Source organism: Variimorphobacter sp. HTMS_6 (assembly GCF_059717775.1).
In genome coordinates, this window is sequence record NZ_AP046094.1 from 451414 (window position 1) to 474159 (window position 22746).

The following is a 22746-nucleotide window of genomic DNA, read 5'->3' on the forward strand; positions in this document are numbered from 1 at the left end:
TTTTTATTGTGTATTGTGCCATAGTATGAACCCTTTCTTTATCTATATTTTTATGTCTGCTTTTGCCCAAGTAATTTGGATTTTATCGTTATCATGGTAGGAATAAATATCGGAATAAACACCAAACACAATAATGAAATGCCGATAACAACCGTTACAGATAACTCCATCAAAGTTCTGACTCCGGATGGATACAGAGCTGCAAACGTTCCCATCAGAATCAGTGCTGCTGAAGTAATTACGGAACCAACTTTTTTGCAGGATAGCACAATGGATTCCATATCGGATAGTCCTACATTCTCCTTCTGGCGCATAATTAAAAAGATACTATAATCCACGCCCAAAGTAACTATCATAATAAATGAGCAAAACGGTACATTCCAGGATAGGTCACCAAATCCGATAATCTGATGGAAAACGATACTTGATAAAGTCATGGCTATGTAGTATGACGCAATCAGAGAAATGGTTATAAAAATGGGCATCCATATCTCGTGCGTGATTATTACCAATACAATAAAAATACCGATTAACATAATTGTTCTTGCAAAATTAAAATCACTGTTTGACATATTATCTAATTCTACATTGCTCTGTGCCGTACCGGATATTCCCCAGGATGATATATTAAGGGTGGATACGGAAAGATAACTGTCTATTTTGTCCTGTATCTTGTTTATGATTTCCATCGCCTGAGGAGAGTAGGGGTCGACACTCAGGGTGATTGTTATTTTTGTTATTTTATGGTCCTCTGACATATATCTATTTAGGGACTTCCCAAAATCATCTCCATCGATTTTATCTTCCGGAATATAGAATATGGAGTCTGCGTCCTTGAATGTGGAAAGACCACCTAAATATTCATTCGCAGATGTTAGCCCATTTGACACTTTGTCAAGTCCATCAATTGCATCATTAAGCCCACTGGTTAGTTTCTCCGATTCCTTTGTCAGTTTCTCAACACCATCAATCAGTTCTTTTTGTCCAGCTTGTAATGTTTTCGCCCCATCGTAAAGCTTTGCTAATCCCTCATTAATTGCTTTCTGTCCATCCGCTACTTTTTGTAAACCATCATTTAGCTGTTTGGCCCCATCAGAAAGCTGTGATACTGCTGACGTAATTTTTAATTGAGCTTCTGTTGCATTTATCAGTCCTGCATTTAGTTGTGAACTGGCCGACTCTAGTTTTGAAAGAGCAGATGATATCTTATCAAGCCCTGCCTGCGCCTGTGAAATATACTGACTTGTATTAGTAGAGGAAAAACTGCCAAGCGCCGTCTGAACTTCTGTAAGATTCGATTTAACTGTCGTAAGAGACGTACCAATATTCTTGGTACTGGTTATAATATTCTCTACTTCTTGCATTTGTGTATCATACTGACTGTCAGACGGATTCAACTGCTTACTTAAAGCACCGGCATTTGTTCCAATTACATTGACGTTTGTTCCAACACTTGATAAATTCGATTTGACATCTCCTAAAAGTGTTGAAATATTTGTTATACTAGGAGCCAAGTCATTTGAGGTACTACTCAATTGATCAATCATAGTTTGCATGGAAGAAATACTTTTGTTTACACTTCCAATTCCTTTAGTAATCTGCTCCGATACCGACGCACTGTTGTTTAGACCATTCTTCAACTTTTCACAAGACGTTTTCAATGTTCCAAGATTACCCGACAATGTTTCTGTACCTTTTCCCAAGCTTTCCAGTCCTGTAGATACTTTTCCAGAGGCACTTTTTAGCGAAGAAATACCCGTTATCAGATTATTGGTTCCAGACTGTAATTGTTCTAGAGAACCAGCATTTCCGGAAGAAGATTGTATCTGTGTCACTGCGCTTTTCAAACCGTCCTTGATTTCATCGATGCCATCCTGCGCATTGGCTAGCCCATCAGTGGCAGTTTTGAGTTGACTATCAAGATATAGCTCATCTATTTTCGCACCTTTTGGCTGTGTTACGCTGTATACCGAATCGACACCATCTACTGATTTAATTACTTCAGTAAGCCGATCCAACTGTTCCATATTAATTTGATTATTCATTGATTGGGAACTCTCAAGAGCAATCGTAGCTGGAGCAGTTTGTCCAGAACCAAAATGTTCTGTAATTAGATTGTATCCTACAACAGATGAGTAGGAAGGGTCAACTTCTGACATGTTATTATAGGAAAGATTCCCATTATATAAAAGAACCGTAGAACAAACTAGCGCACATAAAATAGAAGTTATGTACGGAAGTCGTGTTGAAAATCGCGAAACACCTTCCCATATACGACTTTCCGCATGCCCTTTGGTTTTAAAGGGAGACCAGAAAAGATGTTTTCCTAACAGCATCATTATAACCGGAACAAAGGTATATAGAACCAGAATTAACACAGCAACACCAATAGCGACCGCAGAAGCTGATTTGAAGAGATTGAACTGCACAAAATATAGGCAAGTAAACCCAATAAATATCGTAAGGGAACTAAACAGTACTGTTTTTCCAGCTGTCTTATAAGTATTATAAATGGCTGTACTTTTGTCCGCCCCGCATCCTAACTCCTCTTTAAACCGCATAAATAATAACATCGTGTAATCAGTTCCGATTCCAAATAGAATTAGAATTAAGAATACACGGGAAAAGTTTGATATCGGAAATCCAAAATAATTAACAAGCTGTAACACTATATTAAGTGAAACCATAAAGGTCAAACCGACAGTAGCCAGATTTATTAAAGGTGTTACAGGGGAACGAAAGATGATTAGTAGAACAATCACAATAAAAACAATTGTAATCATTTCTGTTTTTTGTACACCTTTTTCTGTAGTCCTTGCAAAATCCTCTGTAATAAGATCCGAGCTTGTGGCTTGAAGTTCAAGTGAGTCTATTTTCATTTCATTGATAATATTTGTGCGGATGTTGCTGACGGTGTCGTGTTCTTTGCTCAAAGTAATTGGAACAAGCAATGTGGTTCCGTCTTTTGAAATGTATTGATCTTCAAGATCCGCGTTCTCGAATATGTTGTTTATGGACAAAACCTGATGTTGTGACATATTGTTAGAAAGTGCAATTATTTTTTCTTGAATTGAATTTTTATTATCAACAGTCAGTTTATTTTGATTATAATAAACAAGAATCATATTGAACTGCTTTTCGTTGTCAGTTGTATCGTTCATTTTATTGAGGATTGTTTTCGCTATAGAAGAAGAATAATTATCTCCAACGCTCGTCTGACCCTTTTCTCGTACTAGCTGTCCCATTGCAGGCATGGTAAGGATAGCTGAGACAAGAACAATAGCCCAGACAATTATAACAGTCCATTTTCTTTTTATAATTCTGTTAAATATCATTTTTTGTACCCCTTTCTCGGTTACGTTGCTCATTCTATCCTACCATACAAAAATTAAATGGTTAGGGGACAAAAATTAAGAATTATTAAGAGCACCACTTTAATAATTCTTAATTTATTTTGTGTTTTTCTATAATTTTTCTGTGTTATAATGGAATTCACATATTGAATGAAGTGAGGTGCCGAATATGAAGGATATACTAATTGTAGATGATGATGTTGCTATCGCAAACCTGATATCGGATGCATTGGAAGATGAGGGCTTTCATACCCTTATCTATAACGATGGAGAATCTGCTCTAAAACAGATAAAAGAAACAGAGTTTGAATTAATTATTTTAGATATTATGATGCCGAAGATGGATGGACTTACGCTCTGTCGAAAAATACGTGACAGTGTTTCCTGCCCAATCCTCTTTTTAACTGCCAAAAGCAGGATGGTTGATACACTTGTGGGTTTAGAAATGGGGGCTGATGATTATATTTCAAAACCTTTTGTGGTGGAAGAGCTGGTTGCCCGTGTAAAGGCGCACATTCGGCGAGAACATCGCGATACAGAAAAAGCAAAAGACAATATCCTACAGTTCGATACGATTACACTAAATAAGGAAAGTTACGAAGTGTATAAAAACCGACAACTAGTCGAACTTTCTCATCGTGAATTTCAGATTCTGCGGTATTTTATTGAAAATTCGGGACATGTTCTTTCCAAGGAACAGATTTTTAATGCAGTATGGGGTCCCGATTACGGCGATATTGGTACTGTTGCAGTTAACATTAAAAATCTACGTGCCAAGCTCGACCCAAATAATGAGTATTTGAAAACGGTGTGGGGTGTTGGATATAAATTAGTAACGCCGCAGAGGCATTGTCTATGAGTATGCGTTTGAAATTAGCGTTCACTGTACTGATTGCGTTACTCGTCAATATTTTTGCACTCATTCTATTCTATAATCTGTTCATTTCAACAAGGGTTTCCAATCATTTTGATGAAAAGCAAACGGCACTCGATTTGGATGTGCAAAAAATATCAAAGGAAGTAAGTACCTACCCGGACTATCAGGACTATTTGTCTCAGCTTTCAAAAAAAGCGAGATACAATATCCAACTACAGACGCTAGATGGTCATTTGGTTTTTGAAACAAAGGTGTCTCAGGAAGCTTCGCTTTTCATCCAATCAACAGGAATTGTTCATAGATCTGAAGATATCTATATGCTACTGAAGATAACTAAGCCACTGTCTATTCAAAATGCATATGAAATGCCTCCTATTCGTTCTCTATTGGAAGCAGAAATTGGTATTCTATTTTGCATTCTATTGACGGTAACGATTGTATTGTATCTCCAGTATGTAAAACCGATTGAAGAATTACAGAAATCAATCAGAGATTATAATATGGGAAAAGTGCCGGAGTCCCTCCGAAGAACGGATGAAATCGGAAAACTGCAGAATAGTTTTGTGCTATTAGCCAACAATTTAAGTGAGGAAAAGCAAAAACAAAGCCGTATCATCGCGTCGATTTCTCACGATATTAAAACCCCACTCACCTCAGTTATGGGTTATGCAGAACGGATCAAGAGTGGAAGGCTATCGGAAGACCGAAAGATGCGCTATATTGATACAATTTATGAAAAAGCAGATGTTATAAAGACTCTGATCGGCGAGTTTGACGATTATTTGAGTTTCAATCTCCATCCTGCTTTTAATAAGCAGAAATTGTTTGTGGACAAACTATGCCAGTTAATAAAAGAGGAATATATGGATGATATGGAAAGTACAGGGATACAATTCTATATGATAAATGAGTGCACGCCAGTCAGTATCTCAATTGATCTTTCTAAAATACGTAGGGTTTTCAGTAATATCATCGGCAACAGTATGAAACATTTTGGAGACACCAAAAATCCGACTATTTCTGTAAAATGTTCACAAATAAAAAACAAGGTTCTATTTCAAGTTTCGGATAACGGGATGGGCGTTCCCAAAGATATTCTAAGTCATATTTTTGAACCCTTTTTCACATCCGATGATAGTAGAAACGTAGCAGGATTGGGTCTTTCTATATGCAAAGATATTATTGAGTCTCACGAAGGCAGAATATGGGCTGAGAACAACCCGGATTCTGGTCTCAGTATTGTTCTTGAAATCCCAATCACATGAACATTACAAGTTCTACTTTTGCATAATTCGAAATAAATCTCTGATTAGAGGGCAGTCCAAACAGGCTGCCCTCTTTTGTACCCATTATGGCGCTACCTGCCTATACATAGTAAAACCCGCCTAATAAATATCAACCCTATTCTTCCTAACCGTAGGAAGTACCATACTATCCGATAATTGTGTTTGTCGATACCTCGTAGGTGATAAGCCGGTAATTTGTTTGAATTGGCGCATGAAGTGAACATCGTTTTCATACCCACATTTCTCAGCAATATCTCGTATAGAAAGTTTGGTCGTGCATAACTGTTGTTTTGCATAATCCACACGTGCATTAATGACATCGGTCATGCAGGTTATCCCAAAGTGCTTTTTGTAGAGGCGTTGAAAATAATATGGACTTAGGCAGATTTGATGTGCTAGGTTTTCGATCGTCCAGTTTAGATAGGGGCGATTATATATTTTTGAACGAAGTAAAGAAAATTTATCATAGTTTTTGTCCCAACCATTCGTGCTTTCGCGAAGAATTGCTTCGGAGACTTTATTGAAAAATATATGCATATAGCAATTGATGGTGTCTTCTTTATGATTATTATTAGAATATTGTTCGATGTTGATACTATTTATAAGCATTGAGTAGGATTCCATATCGTTAATAGCGATAGGTGTCTCATAAGGAATCTTTAAGCTCTCAAGATATAGTTGGTCTTCAACAGTCATTTCAAAGTGGAACCAGTCGTTCGAGAATGTTGCTCCGGAGGAACGGTAATACTGGGGTGTCCCTTCTTTATATAGAAAGAACGTATTGGGGTCAATTTTAATATTGACTCCATTTACTGTAAAGAGGGCTGGACTTTTAATGAGTAGTGCTAAATAATCACCGGAACCCAAAGGTCGATCGATAAAAAAATCAGAATCGTGAACATGGTTATATCCAATATATGTAATCTTCATAAGACCTCCAATTATATATAGCACTATATATCAGTTATTTAACAGTTTATATCATTACAATTTTTATGTCAAGATTATAAAATAATAAGCGTAAGATATATGAAAAATAGCAATGATTGATAGATAAAGTTATTTTTTATTCCTGCGAATTAGTATATTTGTGGAAATTAGTAGGGATGTGAATGGACTTATCTGTTTTATTAAAAGGCTTTATTAATCAGTGCTATTGATAAGATTTGTTAAAAGGAGGATAACCATGAAAAGAAGGGTAGTAGCAGTTATTATCGTATTAGTAATGGCAATAGGTCTTGTTGGTTGTGGGGGTAGTAAAAGTGATAAACCAGCGGATTCAGGAAAGAAAGCAGAAGGTGGTAAAGTAATTAATATTTACGGTTGGAATGAGAGTTTCAAAACACTGGTGGATAAGTATTATATTCCAACCGGTAGATTGCCGAAAGATGTAAAGATTAATTGGGTAACGATTCCAAGCGCTGATAATGCATATCAAAAAGCTCTAGATGAAGCACTTCCAAAGCAGAAAGATGTATCAGCGGATAAAAAAGTTGATTTGTTTTTAGTTGAAGCAGACTATGCATTAAAGTATGCTCAATCCGATGTGACTTTAGATGTACAAAAGGATGTAGGATTAACAAAGGATCAAATGTCACAAATGTACGAATATACAAAACAGATTATGACTACAAAGGATGGAGCAATTAAGGGTGTATCAGGATTCGCTTCCCCAGGATTATTTGCTTACCGTAGATCAATTGCGAAGGATGTATTAGGTACAGATGATCCCAAAGAAGTTCAGAAATATTTAAGTGATTGGAACAAGTTTGATGCTGTAGCTAAAAAGGCGAATGATAAGGGATATAAGATGTTAGCCGGTTATAGTGATTCTTATAGAGTCTTCTCAAATAATGTGTCCGCACCTTGGGTGGATGGAAATAAGATTGTGATCGATAATAATATTCTTAACTGGGTGAAACAAACAAAGGAATATACAGACAAAGGTTACAACAATAAACATGGCATCTGGTCAGATGGATGGAGTGCTGATCAAGGTCCAAAAGGTAAGGTATTAGGCTTTTTCTACTCCACTTGGGGTGTTAACTTTACCTTGATGGGTAATTCTTTAGAGAAATCCGTGGCAGATGGTGGTAAAGAAGAAGTTGGTAATGGTATCTATGGAGATTATGGTATTTGCCTTGGACCACAGTCCTTTTACTGGGGTGGAACATGGTTATGTGCCGCAAATGGTAGTGATAATGTAGCAGAAGTAAAAGATATCATGGAATTCTTCGCTTGTGAAAAAGATTCAATGAAGAAAATGGCAACAGAAACAATCGACTTTGCGAATAATAAAGAAGCAATGGAAGAAGTGGCTGCAAGTGATTTCAGCAGTGCGTTCCTAGCTGGTCAAAATCCATATACATATTTCTGTGAAGCTGCTTTAAATATTGATATGAAGAATACATCAATTTATGATCAAGGGCTAAATGAGGCCATGGATAAGGCAATGGTCGACTATTATGATAATAATGTTGATTATGATACAGCGTTAAATAATTTCTACAAGATAGCAAATGAGAAGTATCCGGAATTACAAAAATAAAGCTAATGTGGAACATGACGAATTGCCTTGCCATGTTCCACTCTTATTAAATAAGAGTGAGTAGTGGTTTGCTAAATATGTGGCAGAGGAATGGTGATTATTATGAAAAAATCAGATATGAGGAAGAAGGGAGTTAGTTATGCAAAGTGGGGATATATATTTTTAATCCCGTTTTTCGTTACTTACATTCTGTTTTCTTTCATTCCGTTGATTAATACTTTTTGGAATAGTTTGTTTGAAAATTATATGTCAGGACTGAATCAAGTAGGGCCAACCTTTGTAGGGATAGAAAATTTCAAAACAATTATAACACCTGATTTGTTAAAATACGCGGGAAATACAGTTATATTATGGCTATTGGGATTTATTCCACAAATCATAGTGTCCTTGGTGCTTGCCGTATGGCTGACAGACGGAGCAATGAAACTGAAGGGAAAAGGATTTTTTAAGACCGTTATATATATGCCGAATTTGATTATGGCTGCAGCCTTTTCGATGTTGTTTTTTACATTGTTTTCAGATATTGGGCCGGTTAACAATATACTAGTTTCGGCGGGAATATTGGATAAACCGCTTCGATTCCTGAGTAATGTTTGGTGGACTAGATCATTAATTGCAATGATGGGATTTTTAATGTGGTTTGGAAATACAACAATTTTACTTATGGTAGCGGTTCTTGGTGTTGACAAATCAATTTACGAAGCAGCACGTATGGATGGGGCGGCATCATTAAAAATATTCAGACAAATTACGGTCCCATTAATTCGTCCTGTATTGGTTTACGTGTTTATAACCTCTATGATTGGTGGTATTCAGTCGTTTGATGTTCCACAAATTTTAACTGCTGGTAGTGGTGGTCCGAATCGAACGAGTATGACTTTGATTATGTATTTAAATAATCTTCTGTACAATAAAAATTATGGTCGTGCAGGTGCGCTTTCGGTAATTCTGTTCATCATTACAGCAATATTAAGTATATTTGTATTTAAGAAATTAACGAGTAATATCACGAAGAAGAAAGGAGAAAATTAATGGAAAGTAAAAGTATTCTAGCGATAACCAAAAAGAGTTTTTGCTACTTCGTGCTAATTTTTCTTGCAATCATAAGTCTATTCCCATTTTATGTGCTCATTATCAATGCTACACGTGCGCACGCTGATATTCAAAAAGGATTTTCCGTGATACCGGCACATGCATTTTGGTTTAATATGAAGAATGTTTTACAAAATGAAAATCTACCGGTATTATCGGGTATTATGAATAGTCTTATTGTTGCTACATTTGGAGCGGGTTTCTCTGTTTATTTTTCTTCTTTAACGGCATATGCAATTCATGCCTATCATTTTAAATATAAACAACAGATATTCATGTTTATATTATTGATTATGATGGTTCCAGGACAGGTATCAGCATTAGGGTTTATCAGATGGGTTGACAAATTAGGGCTAATGGATTCATTTATACCACTTACGGTACCTGCAATTGCTGCGCCAGCCGTGTTTTTCTTCATGAAACAATTTATGGATAGCAATCTTCCAATCGAGATTATTGAGGCAGCAAGAGTAGACGGTTCGAAAGAATTTCATACATTTAACAAAATAATTTGTCCAATTATGAAACCTGCTATTGCGGCTCAGTTAATCTTCTGTTTTGTTGGAAATTGGAACAATTATTTGATTCCTTCTCTCATTCTTAAATCAGATAATAAGAAAACACTTCCTATTCTTATTGCACAACTTAGAAGTGCAGATTTTTTAAAGTTTGATATGGGACAAGTTTATATGCTGATATTTTTAGCAATCATACCAGTCTGCATTGTGTACATTATATTATCTAGATATATTGTTGGTAGCTTAACAGCTGGTAGTGTAAAAGGGTAATATAGAAGAAAACAGTAAGAAAATGAGGTAGGAGATGCGATATATTAAAACAGACATTCCAGTGAGAGACCCTTTTGTTTTGGTCGATGGTGGAAAATACTACTTGTATGGTACTCGAGTTGAGACCTGTTGGGGTTATGCAGATGGATTTGATGTATATATTAGTGAGGATTTAGAGCATTGGAGTGATGCGATAGAAGTGTTCCATAATGATGGTGGGTTTTGGGCTGATCAAAATTATTGGGCGCCGGAAGTGCATTATTATAGGGGTGCATATTATATGTTTGCAAGCTTTAAAAAAGAGAAGGTATCAAGAGGAACACAGATCTTATGTTCTGATTCGCCCATTGGCCCATTCTTGCCGATCACCGATGGTCCAATAACCCCGAAAGACTGGGATTGTTTGGACGGTACCTTGTATGTGGATGGAAAACAACAACCATATATCGTTTTTTGTCACGAGTGGCAGCAGATAGGAAATGGAACGATGTGTGCGATGAAGTTAAGCAAGGATTTAACAAAAGCTATATCAGAACCATGGGTATTATTTGATGCAAAAAGTGTTGGGTGGACAAAAAGTATTAAAGCAGATGACGCTTATGTAACAGATGGCCCATTTTTGCAAAGGATGAAGGATGGTAGTCTAGTAATGCTGTGGTCGAGCCACGGAGAAGAGGGATATGCCCAGGCTATGGCCAGAAGTTCAAACGGTGAAATTGATGGAATTTGGCAACAGGACAAAGAACTGATCTTCTCTAAAGATGGTGGACATGGGATGGTGTTTAAAACAGTTCAGGGAGAGCTAATGTTAACGATTCACATGCCGAATAATACACCGGAAGAACGAGCAGTATTTTTCCCCATTATTGAAGAAGATGGAAGCTATAAATTAAATAAATAGAAAAAAGAGAGATGATTGTACGAATGCGGCAATCATCTCTCTTCCCACATTAATAGTATCATACATAACCCTTGAAAACAAGACTGTTATTCCGGAGGGTGTTATGCTAGAGTTATTTTACGATTTGGAGATTGATTTCCAAACGAATTAAATATATGGGGGTTTTGCTATGAAGGATTACTTATTTTTATCTTGAACAGAGAACAGATTTAAATACACCGTATTGGGAGATATTAATTAAACCCTAAAAAATCAAGATTATCGAAGGAGGTACGATATGAATCCTTATGTAATAGGTTTTCAGGAGATTGATAAAACGTATACCGAGATTGCTGGAGGGAAAGGAGCAAACCTTGGAGAACTATCTAGAATTTCAGGAATACAGGTCCCAGATGGTTTTTGTATTTCAACTGAGTCCTTTCAAAGAATGCTTGGAGAAACACCTTCATTGAGTAGATTACTAGATCAATTATCTTATCTTGGTTTAGACGATCGAAGAAAAATCAGTGATATAAGTGGGGAGATTCGTAGTATTATTGAAGAGACAGTTATCTCTCAAGATATAGAGGAAGAGATTGTTCATTTCCTCTCTAGGTATGGAGAAAAAAATGCCTATGCAGTCCGATCTAGTGCAACCGCAGAGGATTTACCAACAGCTTCATTCGCAGGCCAGCAAGATACGTATTTGAATATAATTGGTCAGGAAGAAATCCTAAAACATATTACTAAGTGCTGGGCATCCTTATTTACGGAGAGAGCAGTAACCTATCGCATTCAAAATGGTTTCGATCACCGTAAAGTACATCTTGCAGTTGTTATTCAGAAGATGATATTCCCTGAGGTTTCTGGTATTCTTTTTACCGCTGATCCAATCACGGGCAATCGAAAGGTGGTATCCGTTGATGCCAGCTTTGGACTTGGGGAGGCTCTGGTTTCAGGACTAGTGAATGCAGATACCTATAAAGTACGTGAAGGAAGAGTGATTGATAAAAAGGTATCCACCAAGAAGCTAGCTATTTATGCCTTAAAAGAAGGCGGAACGAAGGAACAAGAAACTGTACCCGTGATGCAGAATGAGCAAGCACTGACGGATGAACAGATTTTAACCCTTGCCCGCATTGGCAGAATGGTCCAAGAACATTTCGGTAGTCCACAAGACATTGAATGGTGTTTGGTTGATGGCACATTTTACATTGTCCAAAGTCGGCCAATAACAACTTTATACCCCATCCCTGAAGCGAAGGATAAGGAAAACCACGTCTACTTATCAGTTGGTCATCAGCAAATGATGACTGACCCTATAAGACCCTTGGGAATGTCTTTAATGCAGTTAATCTCTTCTGGAAACTGGTTAAAAGCAGGTGGAAGGTTGTTTTTCGATGTGGCACCAATGCTAGCTTCATCAGATGGCAGAAAAATATTATTAAATAATATGAGACAACTCGAACCGCTTACAAAAGATGCAATTATGACCATCATTGAGCGAGATTTCATAAAATGCTTACCAACACAGGAAAAAGAGCAGAGTTTAGATAAGAACGATAAAGTTAAGCCACCTGTAGAACCTCAATCACAAAATGATATCAGTCCATCAGTTGTTACTGATTTAATTAAAAAAAGTCAAACTTCCATAGAAGAATTGAAACATAACATTCAAGGGAAAACAGGTGTGGATTTGATAGATTTTATTCTAGAAGATATTCAAGAGTTAAAAAGAATTTTGTTTGACCCTCAAAGTACTGCCGCCTTTATGGCTGGCATCAATGCATCACTATGGATAAATGAGAAAATGAACGAGTGGCTAGGTGAAAATAACGCATCAGATATACTGTCTGGTTCTGTACCAAACAATATTACTTCAGAAATGGGTCTGGCGTTAATGGATGTAGCGGATGTCATTCGTCCTTATCCTGAAGTAATTAATTATCTACAACATGCCAAGGATGATAACTTCTTGGATGAACTGGTTAAGTTAGATGGGGGAGAGGAATCCGTCAAAGCAATCAATGCATATCTAAACCGATATGGTATGAGAGGGGAAGGAGAAATCGATCTTACCAGAACGCGCTGGAGTGAAAAACCAACTACACTAATCCCTATGATTCTCGCTAATATCAAAAACTTTGAGCCGAATGCCAGTCATAAGAAATTTGAGATTGGTAGACAGGAAGCAATGGAAAAAGAAAAAGATTTATTGGAGAGATTGCATAAATTACCGGATGGTGAAGAAAAAGCAAAAGAAACAAAGCGGATGATTGACCTAATCAGGAATTTTATCGGATATCGTGAATATCCCAAATACGGCATGGTTAGTCGATATTTTGTCTATAAGCAGGCTTTACTAAAAGAAGCCGATCGACTCGTACGGACTAATGTTATTTGTGAGATTGAAGATGTATATTACCTTACTTTTGAAGAACTTCGCGATGTTATAGCCACAAAGCAATTGAACTCTGATACTGTCTGCAAACGAAAAGAAGAATACAAATTATACGAAAAATTAACTCCTCCACGCGTTATCACTTCGGAAGGAGAGGTAATTGTAGGTTCATATAATAGAGACGATATTCCAACCGGCGCTTTGGTAGGTCTACCTGTTTCGTCAGGAATGGTCGAGGGAAGAGCACGCGTTATCTTAAAGCTAGAAGATGCTAACCTGGAAGATGGGGACATATTAGTTACTGCTTTTACTGACCCCAGTTGGACACCATTATTTGTATCCTTAAAAGGATTAGTTACCGAAATTGGAGGGCAGATGACTCATGGAGCAGTTATCGCACGTGAATATAGCTTACCCGCAGTTGTCGGAGTGGAAAACGCCACCAAACTGATAAAAGATGGACAACGGATTCGTGTACATGGAACGAATGGGTATGTAGAAATTCTATAATTATATATACAGCATTGCTATAAAACTTTCGCTGACAAATGTCAACTTTTATATTGACAAATGTCAGCGAAAGTTTTATAGTGGACATATGGTAATAAATGTATGAGTATTAGTTGATTCATACAAAAATTATATCACAAAAGGAGTGAAAGAATGAGTCAAAAAGATAACTATGAGAGACTACCCGACTCGGAGCTATTGGTGATGCAAATCATCTGGCAGTCCGGAGAATTAATAGGTACGGGAAGAATTGTGGAACTGGTATGTGAACAAAAGAATTGGTCAAGATCCACAGTACAAGTTTTATTAACTCGTCTCGAGGAAAGAGGATTTATTAGGATCGAGAAGAAAGGCAGACTAAAGTTATACGCTCCAATTGTAAAAGAGGAGGAATATTTAGAAAATGAGACGAAAACATTTTTAGAACAGTTTTATTCTAATTCTTATAAGAAACTAATTGCATCCGTAGTTCAAAATCAGACGATTACCGAAAAAGATATGGAGGATATTTTCCAAATTATTAAAGATGCGAAGGGAGGTTATAAGGATGAATAATCTCTTTCTCACAATACTAAGCTTGTCCATCATAGGTTCGATAGCAATTTTGGTTGTCATATTACTAAATAAAATATTCAGAAAAAATTATTCGAGGCGTTGGATATACATTATATGGGCGGTTATTGCAATCCGGCTTATCATACCGGTTCAAATCAATGTAATAAATATTGCTGATCTTATCAAAACGGATGGCGCAATAACGAATTCCATCCAATCACCTAGTGTAGATTATAACAACAATGTTATACAACAAAGTACCAATAAATCAGTTACGAACGTAAACAATAAAACTGATATGACGAATTATAATACATCTTCGACCACTTCTAAAGTATTAACTCAAAACACAATCCATAATAATCAAGGCATTACAATAAGTACTTTTATATCTAGTCATGTATTAGGCTTTATATCCATAGTATGGCTCATGGGTACAATTCTCTTTTTGTTATATCATTCACTTGTGTATATTAGTTTTAGGGTGAAAATAAAGAGATGGAGTATACTCGTCAAGGATCATACTATATTGGATGAGGTTTATAACATTTGTAGTGAGATGAAGATAAAAGGTGGCATTAAGGTATTAAGTTGTAATCAAATCTCTTCTCCAATGTTATTGGGATTTATAAAACCCTGTATTGTTCTGCCATCAAAAGAATTTACCAGGGAACAATATCATTTTATTCTAAAGCATGAGCTGATACATTATAAAAATCATGATCTTTTTTATAAATTAATTTTACTGTGTACCACCGCATTACACTGGTTCAATCCTCTGGTTCATTATATGGTATACTTGGCTAATAATGATATTGAATTGTACTGTGACGAGAAATTAGTCTCTAAGAATAATATTAGTTACCGTGAAAATTACAGTAATATGATGATTTATATTATGGCAGGGGTGATGAAGAATAACAATATTCTACTATCTACAGGCTTTGGAAATGAGAAAAAGCAATTAAAGAGTCGCTTTTATCAAATAATGAATGCAAAGCCTACAAAAAAAGGGACTTGTTTTATTATTGGTTTGGTAAGTTTTATCCTTGTAGTCAGCAATTTGATTGCATACTTCGTACCTGCGAAAATCAGTGGGGCAGAGGTGACGAATAATCAATCCAATCCATTTAATCCGGTAACCTATAATCCCAGTCTTGCACCTGAACACTTAGAGAAAGCAAAAAATATATTGATTGTAGGAACGGATGAAACGAAGAAAGAAGGAAATTCACATGCTGATAGTATATTAGTGGTTAGCATTATACCGGACAAGAAAAAAATTGTCTTAGTATCCTTCCTTCATGATATGTATTTGCAAATTCCGAAACATGGATATAATAAATTAGAACGTTCCTATGAGATCGGAGGCTCAGGCCTAATAAAAAGTACAATCGAAACTAACTTTGGGCTTAGGATAGACCATACTGTTACCGTTAATATGGATGCATTTGAGCATATTATTGATTATAACGGTGGTGTTAATATAGAATTATCAAAGCAAGAAGCAGAGTATCTTAATAATACCAATTATATTAGTGAAAAGAAAAATCGAACTGTTATAGCAGGCAAACAAAAACTCAATGGTAATCAAGCGCTGGGTTATGTTCGAGTTCGTAAAGTTCCAACATTACAGGGAGAAGTGGGAGATTTAGGACGCACAACGCGTTTGAGGTCTTTGCTTTCTAGCGTAATGAAAGAAAGCAGTAAAAAGAATATAGATGTGTTGACAAAAGAGTTAATCTATATTCTCCCAAACATTGTTACCGATATCAATGCACAACAACTTCTCGGTTATCTTAAAGCAGCACTATTGGATGGAATGAATACAGACTCCGTATCAATTCCTGCAAATAATACTTATACAGAAACCGTGAAAAATCAAATGCATGTTCTTGATATTGATTTGGATAAAAACAAAAAGTTATTACAACGAATATATCATTGATGAAAATATAAGATGAGAGGGCAGCCCGTGGAGGGCTGCCTTCTTGGTGTAATAAAAGCTAATAAAATAATAATTATTTATAATATCTTTTGAAACGACACATATCGCCAAATAAAGAATATTATGGTTATGAATTAATAAAATCAAAGATTACCACTTGAGAAAAATTACCAATATATAAAATTTTATTTATATGGGATCAGTATAATTGTAATGATAAAAGAAAGGTATGATTTTATGATAAATATAAACGGAGGGCTTACAGATGTGTGCGGTATTCTAGTTGGAACCGCCGAGGATGAAAGTGGTCGTACTGGATGTACAGTTATTATATGTCCAAATGGAGCCGTTCCTGGGGTGTCAGTCGTTGGAGGAAATCCTGGTACTATGGAGACAGATAGTATTCGACCGGGTACCAAAGAGGACCCAGTGCAGGCTGTTCTTCTCACAGGTGGAAGTCGATTTGGCTTAGCAGCAGCGAGTGGAGTTATGCGTTGGCTTTATGAACAGGAAATCGCAGAAGTACCCCATGTACCTGCAGCTGTTATATTTGACCTCCTATATGCCAAGGGCTCTAATCCGCCTGATGCGGCATTAGGATATGCAGCATGTGAGAATGCAAATCCAGGTCCTATAAAAGAAGGAAATGTGGGTGCTGGTGCCGGGGCAACAGTAGGCAAATTTTACGGGAAGCCAATGAAAGGTGGACAGGGATCTGCTTCGATTCATATACCCGGAGGGCCGGTAGTTGCGGCGTTAGCAATAGTTAATCCACTTGGAGATGTCTGGGATCACGGCCGAATTGTTGTTGGAGCACTTGGCCCCGAGGGAAAATTCGTTAATCAGACAAAACTAATGCTAGAAGGGGTACCGTCACCTTTATTTAATGAAATGAATACCACAATAGCCGTTGTGGCAACAACTGCTCAGCTTAATAAAGCAGAAGCCAGCCGGGTGGCAACTCTTGCACAGGATGGAATGGCACGAGCTATATCTCCAATTCATTCACAATGGGATGGTGACACAATCTTTTGCCTTGCTACTGGTACGGATACTACTTACTATAAAGGGGATGCTGCTATTACTGTGATAGGGACAGCGGCAGCAGTAGTACTTGAGAAAGCAATTATTCAAGGAGCATTAGCTGCACAAGCAAATATTACGCCGAATTGCTGTGGATAAATAGATTGTGATCAATTGTATAGAATACGAAAGATGAAAAATTAAAGTCAGTACAGAATAGAAGTCAGTACAGAATAGAAGTCAGTACAGAATAGAAGTAACAACGAAAATATTATTCTATATAGGAAGACTGGACGTGATTAATAGGATGATGAAAGTGGCTTTTTTTGTTAAGCAAGGGTTGGACAGCTTTTTAGGAGATATTATTCAGGGATTATCCAATCTATATGAGACAAAGAAAATAACGGTAACGGAGTATAAACAAATAGACGAGGGTATGGAATGGGCTGATGTCGCTTGGTTTGAATGGTGCGATGATCTTGTGATTTATGGAAGTAAATTGGTCTTGTCTAGAAGTAAGATGATTATATGCAGACTTCATAGTTATGAGGCATTTACGGATTACCCACGAGATGTGATATGGGACAATGTAGATAAAATCATATTTGTCTCGGAGCATATAAGAGATTTTTTGTCAGAAAAGCTACATTTAGACAAAAGTAAAACTATAGTTATCCCGAACGGAATAGATATGAGCAAATATACTTTTAGAGAGAGAAAGTCTGGCTTTCGAATCGCTTATGTCGGGTATATTAATTATAAAAAAGGACCGATGCTTTTATTGCATGCATTTAAAGCAATCTATGATAAAAATCACAACTATCAACTTTATATCGCCGGGCAGTTTCAAGATGATAGAGATGTTTTGTATTATAGACAAATGATAAAAGAATTTGGACTAGAGCAGAATGTAATCTTTGAGGGATGGCAGGATAATTTAGATCTTTGGCTTGAGGATAAGGATTATATCTTATGCACTAGCGTACTTGAATCTCAGAATATGAGTGTTATGCAAGCGATGGCAAAAGGAATAAAACCGGTAATTCATAATTTTGTTGGGGCAAAGACCATCTATGATAGTAAATATGTTTGGAATACGATACAGGATGCTGTTCATATGATGGAAGACAATGATTATCAATCCGCGGAGTATCTTGGTTTTATAAGGGATAATTATTCTATGGACAAAGAAATGAGTGCCATAAAGAAGCTTCTACAATCGATGGACAACGAAAATCGTATCAAGAATGAAAATGGTATTAAGAATGTTGTTAAATACATTAACAAGCAGATACCTTTAGTCACCATCGGAATTACCAATTATAATGGCAAACTATATATAAAAAAGTGTGTGGAGTCATTTATAAACCAAACTTATCCCAATTTAGAGTTGATTTTAATTGATGACTGCTCAACGGACGGATCAAAAGAAATACTTCAGGAGTATGAGCAAAATAATGATAATGTCAAAGTGATTTATCACGATATCAATTCGGGCGGAGCTTCAAAGGGAATCCAGGAGATTATTGAACATGCAAAAGGTAAATATTTTCAGTGGATTGCCTGTGATGATTATGTCCAAAGAGATGCTATAGAGATCTTTGTAAATTATATGGAAGAAAATACGGATAAAGATTATGTTTATAGCGATTTTAATATTGTGAATGAAGAGGATGAACAGACAGGAAGATGGGAATATGTTGATCATAACAAGGATGAAGTGATACAGCATATATTTAATACAGGTTCCGGTCTTATTCCTATGAATTGTCTTTATCGGAAAAGCTTTTTCACTGAGAAACAGGTGAATTGGATTGTTTATAAAGGAAATGATTTTTCAGCAGACACGCTAAACACCTTGCACTTTATAAAATATAATTGGAATTTTGGAAAGATTGATAAGGCGTTGATAAACTATCGAATTCATGATAACAATGCTTCTCATAATTTGGAAAAGCGAATGAATGCGTCATTAGCACTTTATGATTATATTATACAGAATTTCAGTGAGGAAGTCTTTCTTCCTCAGATTGATTGGAAGTCGGAATCAAACAGAGAACAATTAAAGATGCTTTATATTGCACAATTTTATTACTTGCAAATAGTAAATCATATTAATATGAGTGCGATCCCTGAATATTTGAAAGTTAGTTTAACAAAGGATCAAATAAGTAAGTGCTGTATCATTTTTGCAAAGGAAGGGTTGTCCTATGCAGATAAAGGATTGCAAAAAGGGGACACCTATGGAAAGGTACTAATAAAAATAAAAAATTCATTCGAAAAATTCTTAAATGATAGTTCCGTCATATAAATTATTGAAAGGATTTCATTTTATGAAGGAATATCGATGAGTGAATTAAAGCAAAAGTTATTAGACAAATCTGCCATACTTGGAGTTGTTGGATTGGGTTACGTTGGACTTCCATTGGCAGTTGAAAAGGCGAAGGCTGGATATCGGACACTAGGATTTGATGTACAAAAATCTAAAGTTGATTTAGTAAATGCCGGCGTTAATTATATTGGTGATGTTGTGAATGAAGACCTAGAGGATATTGTTAAATCGGGACTGCTTTCTGCAACGACTGATTTTGCTCAAGTAGTAAAGGCAGATTGTGTCTGCATCTGTGTACCGACACCGCTAGATGCGCATCAGCAACCAGACATAAGCTATGTGAAGGCTTCGGCTTTGAGTATTGCGTCCTATATACATAAGGATATGCTGATTGTATTAGAGTCAACCACCTACCCTGGTACAACAGAGGAATTACTAAAACCGATACTGGAATCATCAGGACTGAAGTGTGGTGAGGATTTTTATCTTGCATTTTCACCGGAGCGAGTTGATCCGGGGAATCTCTTATATAAAACAAAGAACACGCCAAAAGTAGTTGGCGGAGTTACGCCAATCTGTACAGAGATTGCCGCAGCTCTATATGAAAACATATTGGAGGCACCCATCTATTGCGTGTCCAGCCCTGCAATTGCTGAAATGGAAAAAATATTAGAAAACACATATCGTAACGTGAATATCGGTCTTGTGAATGAGCTTGCAATACTGTGCAATAAAATGGGAATTGATCTTTGGGAAGTAATTAATGCTGCAAAATCAAAACCCTATGGTTTTCAGGCATTCTATCCAGGTCCTGGGTTAGGTGGACACTGCATTCCTCTGGATCCGTATTATTTGTCTTGGAAAGCTCGTGAATATGGATTTCATACTTCAATGATAGAAGCATCCATGATGGTAAACGACCGTATGCCGGAATATTGCGCCCAAAGAGCAGGTAAGATTTTAAATCGTTTTAAAAAAGCATTGAAAGGCTCAAATATATTAGTGCTTGGAGTGGCTTATAAACAAGATATTGACGATTATCGTGAAAGTCCTGGAATTAAGGTGATAGATGTGCTGAAAGCAGAGGGTGCAAATGTGTCATACTTTGACCCATTTGTTTTTGAATACCGTGAAAATGGAATGGTTATAAATGGAGAGATTGTATTGAATGAGGAGTTAGTGGAAAGTGCTGACTTAGTCATCATTACAGCAGCACATACGAATGTTGATTATAAAATGGTACATAAATACGCAAAGTTTATATTTGATACAAAGAATGTAATGAAAGAAATAGAAGATCGAGAAAATATTGAGTTACTTTAGGAGGCGAATAAAATGAAGCATCGCTATGCACTGATAGGATGTGGTCGTATCTCTGTGAATCATATCGCTGCAGCTATAGATAATGGTCTTGAAATTACAGCCCTTTGCGATATCGTACCTGCTAATATGGAAGAAAAGATAAGAATGTTCCAACTTACTGAAACCACACATACTTATACCAATTATCGAGAAATGCTTGAAAAAGAAAAGCCTGAGTTAGTAGCGATCGCAACCGAGAGTGGTAAACATGCAGAGATTGCGTTGGCTTGTATTGATGCGGGCTGTCATCTTATTATAGAAAAACCCATAGCACTTTCTCTGGAAGATGCTGATACTATTATAAAGAATGCATTCGAGAAAGGATGTAAGGTTTGTACCTGCCATCAAAATCGTTTTAACAAAGCAATTACGAAAATTAGAGAGGCTGTGGAAGCTGGGCGGTTCGGACGACTGTTCCATGGTACTGCCAATATCAGATGGAATAGGAATGAAAACTATTATAAGCAGGCAACTTGGCGTGGAACCTGGGAGCAGGATGGTGGAGCACTAATGAATCAATGTATCCATAACATTGATCTTCTTCGTTGGATGATGGGTGATGAGATTGAAGAAGTTGTGGCGATCACAGACAATCTAAATCATGATTATATCCAAGTGGAAGATTTTGGATCAGCTCTTATTCGCTTTTCGAATGGTAGTTATGGAATGATAGAAGGAACTACGAATATATATCCTAAGGATTTGGAAGAAACGCTATATATTTTCGGAGAAAAAGGTACCGTGAAGGCAGAAGGCAAGTCTGTTAATATTATTGCTGAGTGGTGTTTTGCTGATAAATCAGACGATGCGGATCAGGTAAAGTTAGAATATCATGAAAATCCTCCTAATGTATACGGATATGGACATAAACCACTTTATAAAGATGTAATTGATGCAATTGAAAATGATAGAGAGCCATATGTTGATGCAAATGCTGGGAGAAGAGCGGTTGAACTCGTTCTCGCAATTTATAAATCAGCAGCAAACGGGGTAAGCGTTAGGCTTCCACTGGAACAAGGAAGTACTTTAGAATATAAGGGAAGGTTTGGAAGATGAGTTATTTTGTGCATGAATCCAGTTTTGTGGAGGATGATGTCTTCATAGGGGATGCTACAAAAATCTGGCATTACAGTCATATCCAGAAAGGCGCTCGGATTGGTGAAAACTGCTCTATTGGGCAAAATGTAAATATATCAGACAATGTAAAGATCGGAAATGGAGTCAAAATACAGAACAATGTTTCAGTATATGAAGGGGTTGAACTAGAGGATTATGTGTTTTGCGGACCATCCATGGTTTTTACAAATGATCTTACACCAAGAAGTAAGTATCCGAAGGGTAGTGGCGGGTACAAAAAAACAATTGTGAAATATGGAGCGTCCATCGGGGCAAATGCCACGATACTCTGTGGGATAATCATTGGTAGATGGGCTATGATAGCAGCCGGAGCAGTAGTAACGAAGGATGTGCCAAATTACGCCTTAATGGTTGGAATACCTGCACGACAAATTGGTTGGGTTTGCAAATGCGGGCGGACATTGTCAGAAGAGCTGATTTGTAAGGAGTGCAACAGAGTATATGTTCTATTGAATCAAGTGCTTCAAGAGCAATCTACCTTAGAAAAATAACAACATGCGATAGTAAATAAATAACGGCTTACAGTTGAATATAATACGATGAAATCAGAAGAAGACAGAAATATAAAAGGTAGTGTATAAGAATGAAGGTTTATTTAATAAAGAAAGTATCTGAGGTCTAGAGGAAGTCAGTAGAGTAAAAGATAGTTCATAG

At 36.7% G+C, this 22746-nt stretch carries 16 protein-coding genes; 14 read left to right on the forward strand and 2 right to left on the reverse strand.

The window, feature by feature from the left end; translation table 11 throughout:
- Positions 1-50: 50 nt before the first annotated feature.
- Positions 51-3335 carry an MMPL family transporter gene (locus AC6IWN_RS02035; RefSeq protein ID WP_497990567.1) on the reverse strand — a complete coding sequence of 1095 codons (3285 nt, stop codon included), beginning with the start codon at positions 3333-3335 and terminating at the stop codon, positions 51-53.
- A gap of 187 nt (positions 3336-3522) precedes the next feature.
- On the opposite strand from AC6IWN_RS02035, the gene AC6IWN_RS02040 reads away from it, so the two are divergent.
- Positions 3523-4212, forward strand: coding sequence for a response regulator transcription factor (locus AC6IWN_RS02040; RefSeq protein ID WP_497990568.1), 690 nt, complete (start codon positions 3523-3525; stop codon positions 4210-4212).
- A complete protein-coding gene (locus AC6IWN_RS02045) occupies positions 4209-5495 on the forward strand; it encodes a sensor histidine kinase (protein WP_497990570.1) in 1287 nt (428 codons plus the stop codon). The genes AC6IWN_RS02040 and AC6IWN_RS02045 overlap by 4 nt, the downstream gene beginning before the upstream one ends.
- Before the next feature lie 120 nt (positions 5496-5615).
- On the opposite strand, the gene AC6IWN_RS02050 is transcribed toward AC6IWN_RS02045, so the two are convergent.
- Entirely contained in the window at positions 5616-6446 is an 831-nt protein-coding gene (locus AC6IWN_RS02050) for an AraC family transcriptional regulator (protein WP_497990572.1), read from the reverse strand.
- 256 nt (positions 6447-6702) lie between these two features.
- Between AC6IWN_RS02050 and AC6IWN_RS02055 the strand changes: the two genes are divergently transcribed.
- The 12 genes from AC6IWN_RS02055 (at position 6703) to AC6IWN_RS02110 (ending at position 22583) form a co-directional block, all read left to right on the forward strand.
- On the forward strand, positions 6703-8064 hold the full coding sequence (locus AC6IWN_RS02055) for a carbohydrate ABC transporter substrate-binding protein (RefSeq protein WP_497990574.1): 1362 nt from the start codon (positions 6703-6705) through the stop codon (positions 8062-8064).
- A 102-nt stretch (positions 8065-8166) separates the two neighbouring features.
- Positions 8167-9096: a carbohydrate ABC transporter permease gene (locus AC6IWN_RS02060; protein ID WP_497990576.1), complete on the forward strand. Its 930-nt coding sequence runs from the start codon at positions 8167-8169 to the stop codon at positions 9094-9096.
- On the forward strand, positions 9096-9944 hold the full coding sequence (locus AC6IWN_RS02065; RefSeq protein ID WP_497990578.1) for a carbohydrate ABC transporter permease: 849 nt from the start codon (positions 9096-9098) through the stop codon (positions 9942-9944). The genes AC6IWN_RS02060 and AC6IWN_RS02065 overlap by 1 nt, the downstream gene beginning before the upstream one ends.
- A gap of 34 nt (positions 9945-9978) precedes the next feature.
- Positions 9979-10845: a glycoside hydrolase family 43 protein gene (locus tag AC6IWN_RS02070; RefSeq protein WP_497990580.1), complete on the forward strand. Its 867-nt coding sequence runs from the start codon at positions 9979-9981 to the stop codon at positions 10843-10845.
- A gap of 277 nt (positions 10846-11122) precedes the next feature.
- Entirely contained in the window at positions 11123-13735 is a 2613-nt protein-coding gene (gene ppsA / locus AC6IWN_RS02075; protein WP_497990582.1) for a phosphoenolpyruvate synthase, read from the forward strand.
- A 153-nt stretch (positions 13736-13888) separates the two neighbouring features.
- Positions 13889-14290 carry a BlaI/MecI/CopY family transcriptional regulator gene (locus tag AC6IWN_RS02080; RefSeq protein ID WP_497990584.1) on the forward strand — a complete coding sequence of 134 codons (402 nt, stop codon included), beginning with the start codon at positions 13889-13891 and terminating at the stop codon, positions 14288-14290.
- The gene (locus AC6IWN_RS02085; RefSeq protein ID WP_497990586.1) at positions 14283-16238 is read left to right on the forward strand and encodes a M56 family metallopeptidase; all 1956 of its coding nucleotides are present in this window, start codon (positions 14283-14285) and stop codon (positions 16236-16238) included. The genes AC6IWN_RS02080 and AC6IWN_RS02085 overlap by 8 nt, the downstream gene beginning before the upstream one ends.
- A 237-nt stretch (positions 16239-16475) precedes the next feature.
- Positions 16476-17420: a P1 family peptidase gene (locus AC6IWN_RS02090; protein ID WP_497990588.1), complete on the forward strand. Its 945-nt coding sequence runs from the start codon at positions 16476-16478 to the stop codon at positions 17418-17420.
- Between the two features lie 136 nt (positions 17421-17556).
- Positions 17557-19572 carry a glycosyltransferase gene (locus AC6IWN_RS02095; RefSeq protein ID WP_497990589.1) on the forward strand — a complete coding sequence of 672 codons (2016 nt, stop codon included), beginning with the start codon at positions 17557-17559 and terminating at the stop codon, positions 19570-19572.
- A 36-nt stretch (positions 19573-19608) separates the two neighbouring features.
- Positions 19609-20916 carry a nucleotide sugar dehydrogenase gene (locus tag AC6IWN_RS02100; RefSeq protein WP_497990591.1) on the forward strand — a complete coding sequence of 436 codons (1308 nt, stop codon included), beginning with the start codon at positions 19609-19611 and terminating at the stop codon, positions 20914-20916.
- Positions 20917-20928: 12 nt separating this feature from the next.
- On the forward strand, positions 20929-22011 hold the full coding sequence (locus AC6IWN_RS02105; RefSeq protein ID WP_497990592.1) for a Gfo/Idh/MocA family protein: 1083 nt from the start codon (positions 20929-20931) through the stop codon (positions 22009-22011).
- The gene (locus tag AC6IWN_RS02110) at positions 22008-22583 is read left to right on the forward strand and encodes an acyltransferase (protein ID WP_497990594.1); all 576 of its coding nucleotides are present in this window, start codon (positions 22008-22010) and stop codon (positions 22581-22583) included. The genes AC6IWN_RS02105 and AC6IWN_RS02110 overlap by 4 nt, the downstream gene beginning before the upstream one ends.
- Positions 22584-22746: the final 163 nt, after the last annotated feature.

Coding starts and splice junctions, on each gene's coding strand:
- AC6IWN_RS02035 (WP_497990567.1), bottom strand. CDS start 3,335: ATGATATTTAACAGAATTATAAAAAGAAAATGGACTGTTATAATTGTC.
- AC6IWN_RS02040 (WP_497990568.1), top strand. CDS start 3,523: ATGAAGGATATACTAATTGTAGATGATGATGTTGCTATCGCAAACCTG.
- AC6IWN_RS02045 (WP_497990570.1), top strand. CDS start 4,209: ATGAGTATGCGTTTGAAATTAGCGTTCACTGTACTGATTGCGTTACTC.
- AC6IWN_RS02050 (WP_497990572.1), bottom strand. CDS start 6,446: ATGAAGATTACATATATTGGATATAACCATGTTCACGATTCTGATTTT.
- AC6IWN_RS02055 (WP_497990574.1), top strand. CDS start 6,703: ATGAAAAGAAGGGTAGTAGCAGTTATTATCGTATTAGTAATGGCAATA.
- AC6IWN_RS02060 (WP_497990576.1), top strand. CDS start 8,167: ATGAAAAAATCAGATATGAGGAAGAAGGGAGTTAGTTATGCAAAGTGG.
- AC6IWN_RS02065 (WP_497990578.1), top strand. CDS start 9,096: ATGGAAAGTAAAAGTATTCTAGCGATAACCAAAAAGAGTTTTTGCTAC.
- AC6IWN_RS02070 (WP_497990580.1), top strand. CDS start 9,979: ATGCGATATATTAAAACAGACATTCCAGTGAGAGACCCTTTTGTTTTG.
- ppsA (WP_497990582.1), top strand. CDS start 11,123: ATGAATCCTTATGTAATAGGTTTTCAGGAGATTGATAAAACGTATACC.
- AC6IWN_RS02080 (WP_497990584.1), top strand. CDS start 13,889: ATGAGTCAAAAAGATAACTATGAGAGACTACCCGACTCGGAGCTATTG.
- AC6IWN_RS02085 (WP_497990586.1), top strand. CDS start 14,283: ATGAATAATCTCTTTCTCACAATACTAAGCTTGTCCATCATAGGTTCG.
- AC6IWN_RS02090 (WP_497990588.1), top strand. CDS start 16,476: ATGATAAATATAAACGGAGGGCTTACAGATGTGTGCGGTATTCTAGTT.
- AC6IWN_RS02100 (WP_497990591.1), top strand. CDS start 19,609: ATGAGTGAATTAAAGCAAAAGTTATTAGACAAATCTGCCATACTTGGA.
- AC6IWN_RS02105 (WP_497990592.1), top strand. CDS start 20,929: ATGAAGCATCGCTATGCACTGATAGGATGTGGTCGTATCTCTGTGAAT.
- AC6IWN_RS02110 (WP_497990594.1), top strand. CDS start 22,008: ATGAGTTATTTTGTGCATGAATCCAGTTTTGTGGAGGATGATGTCTTC.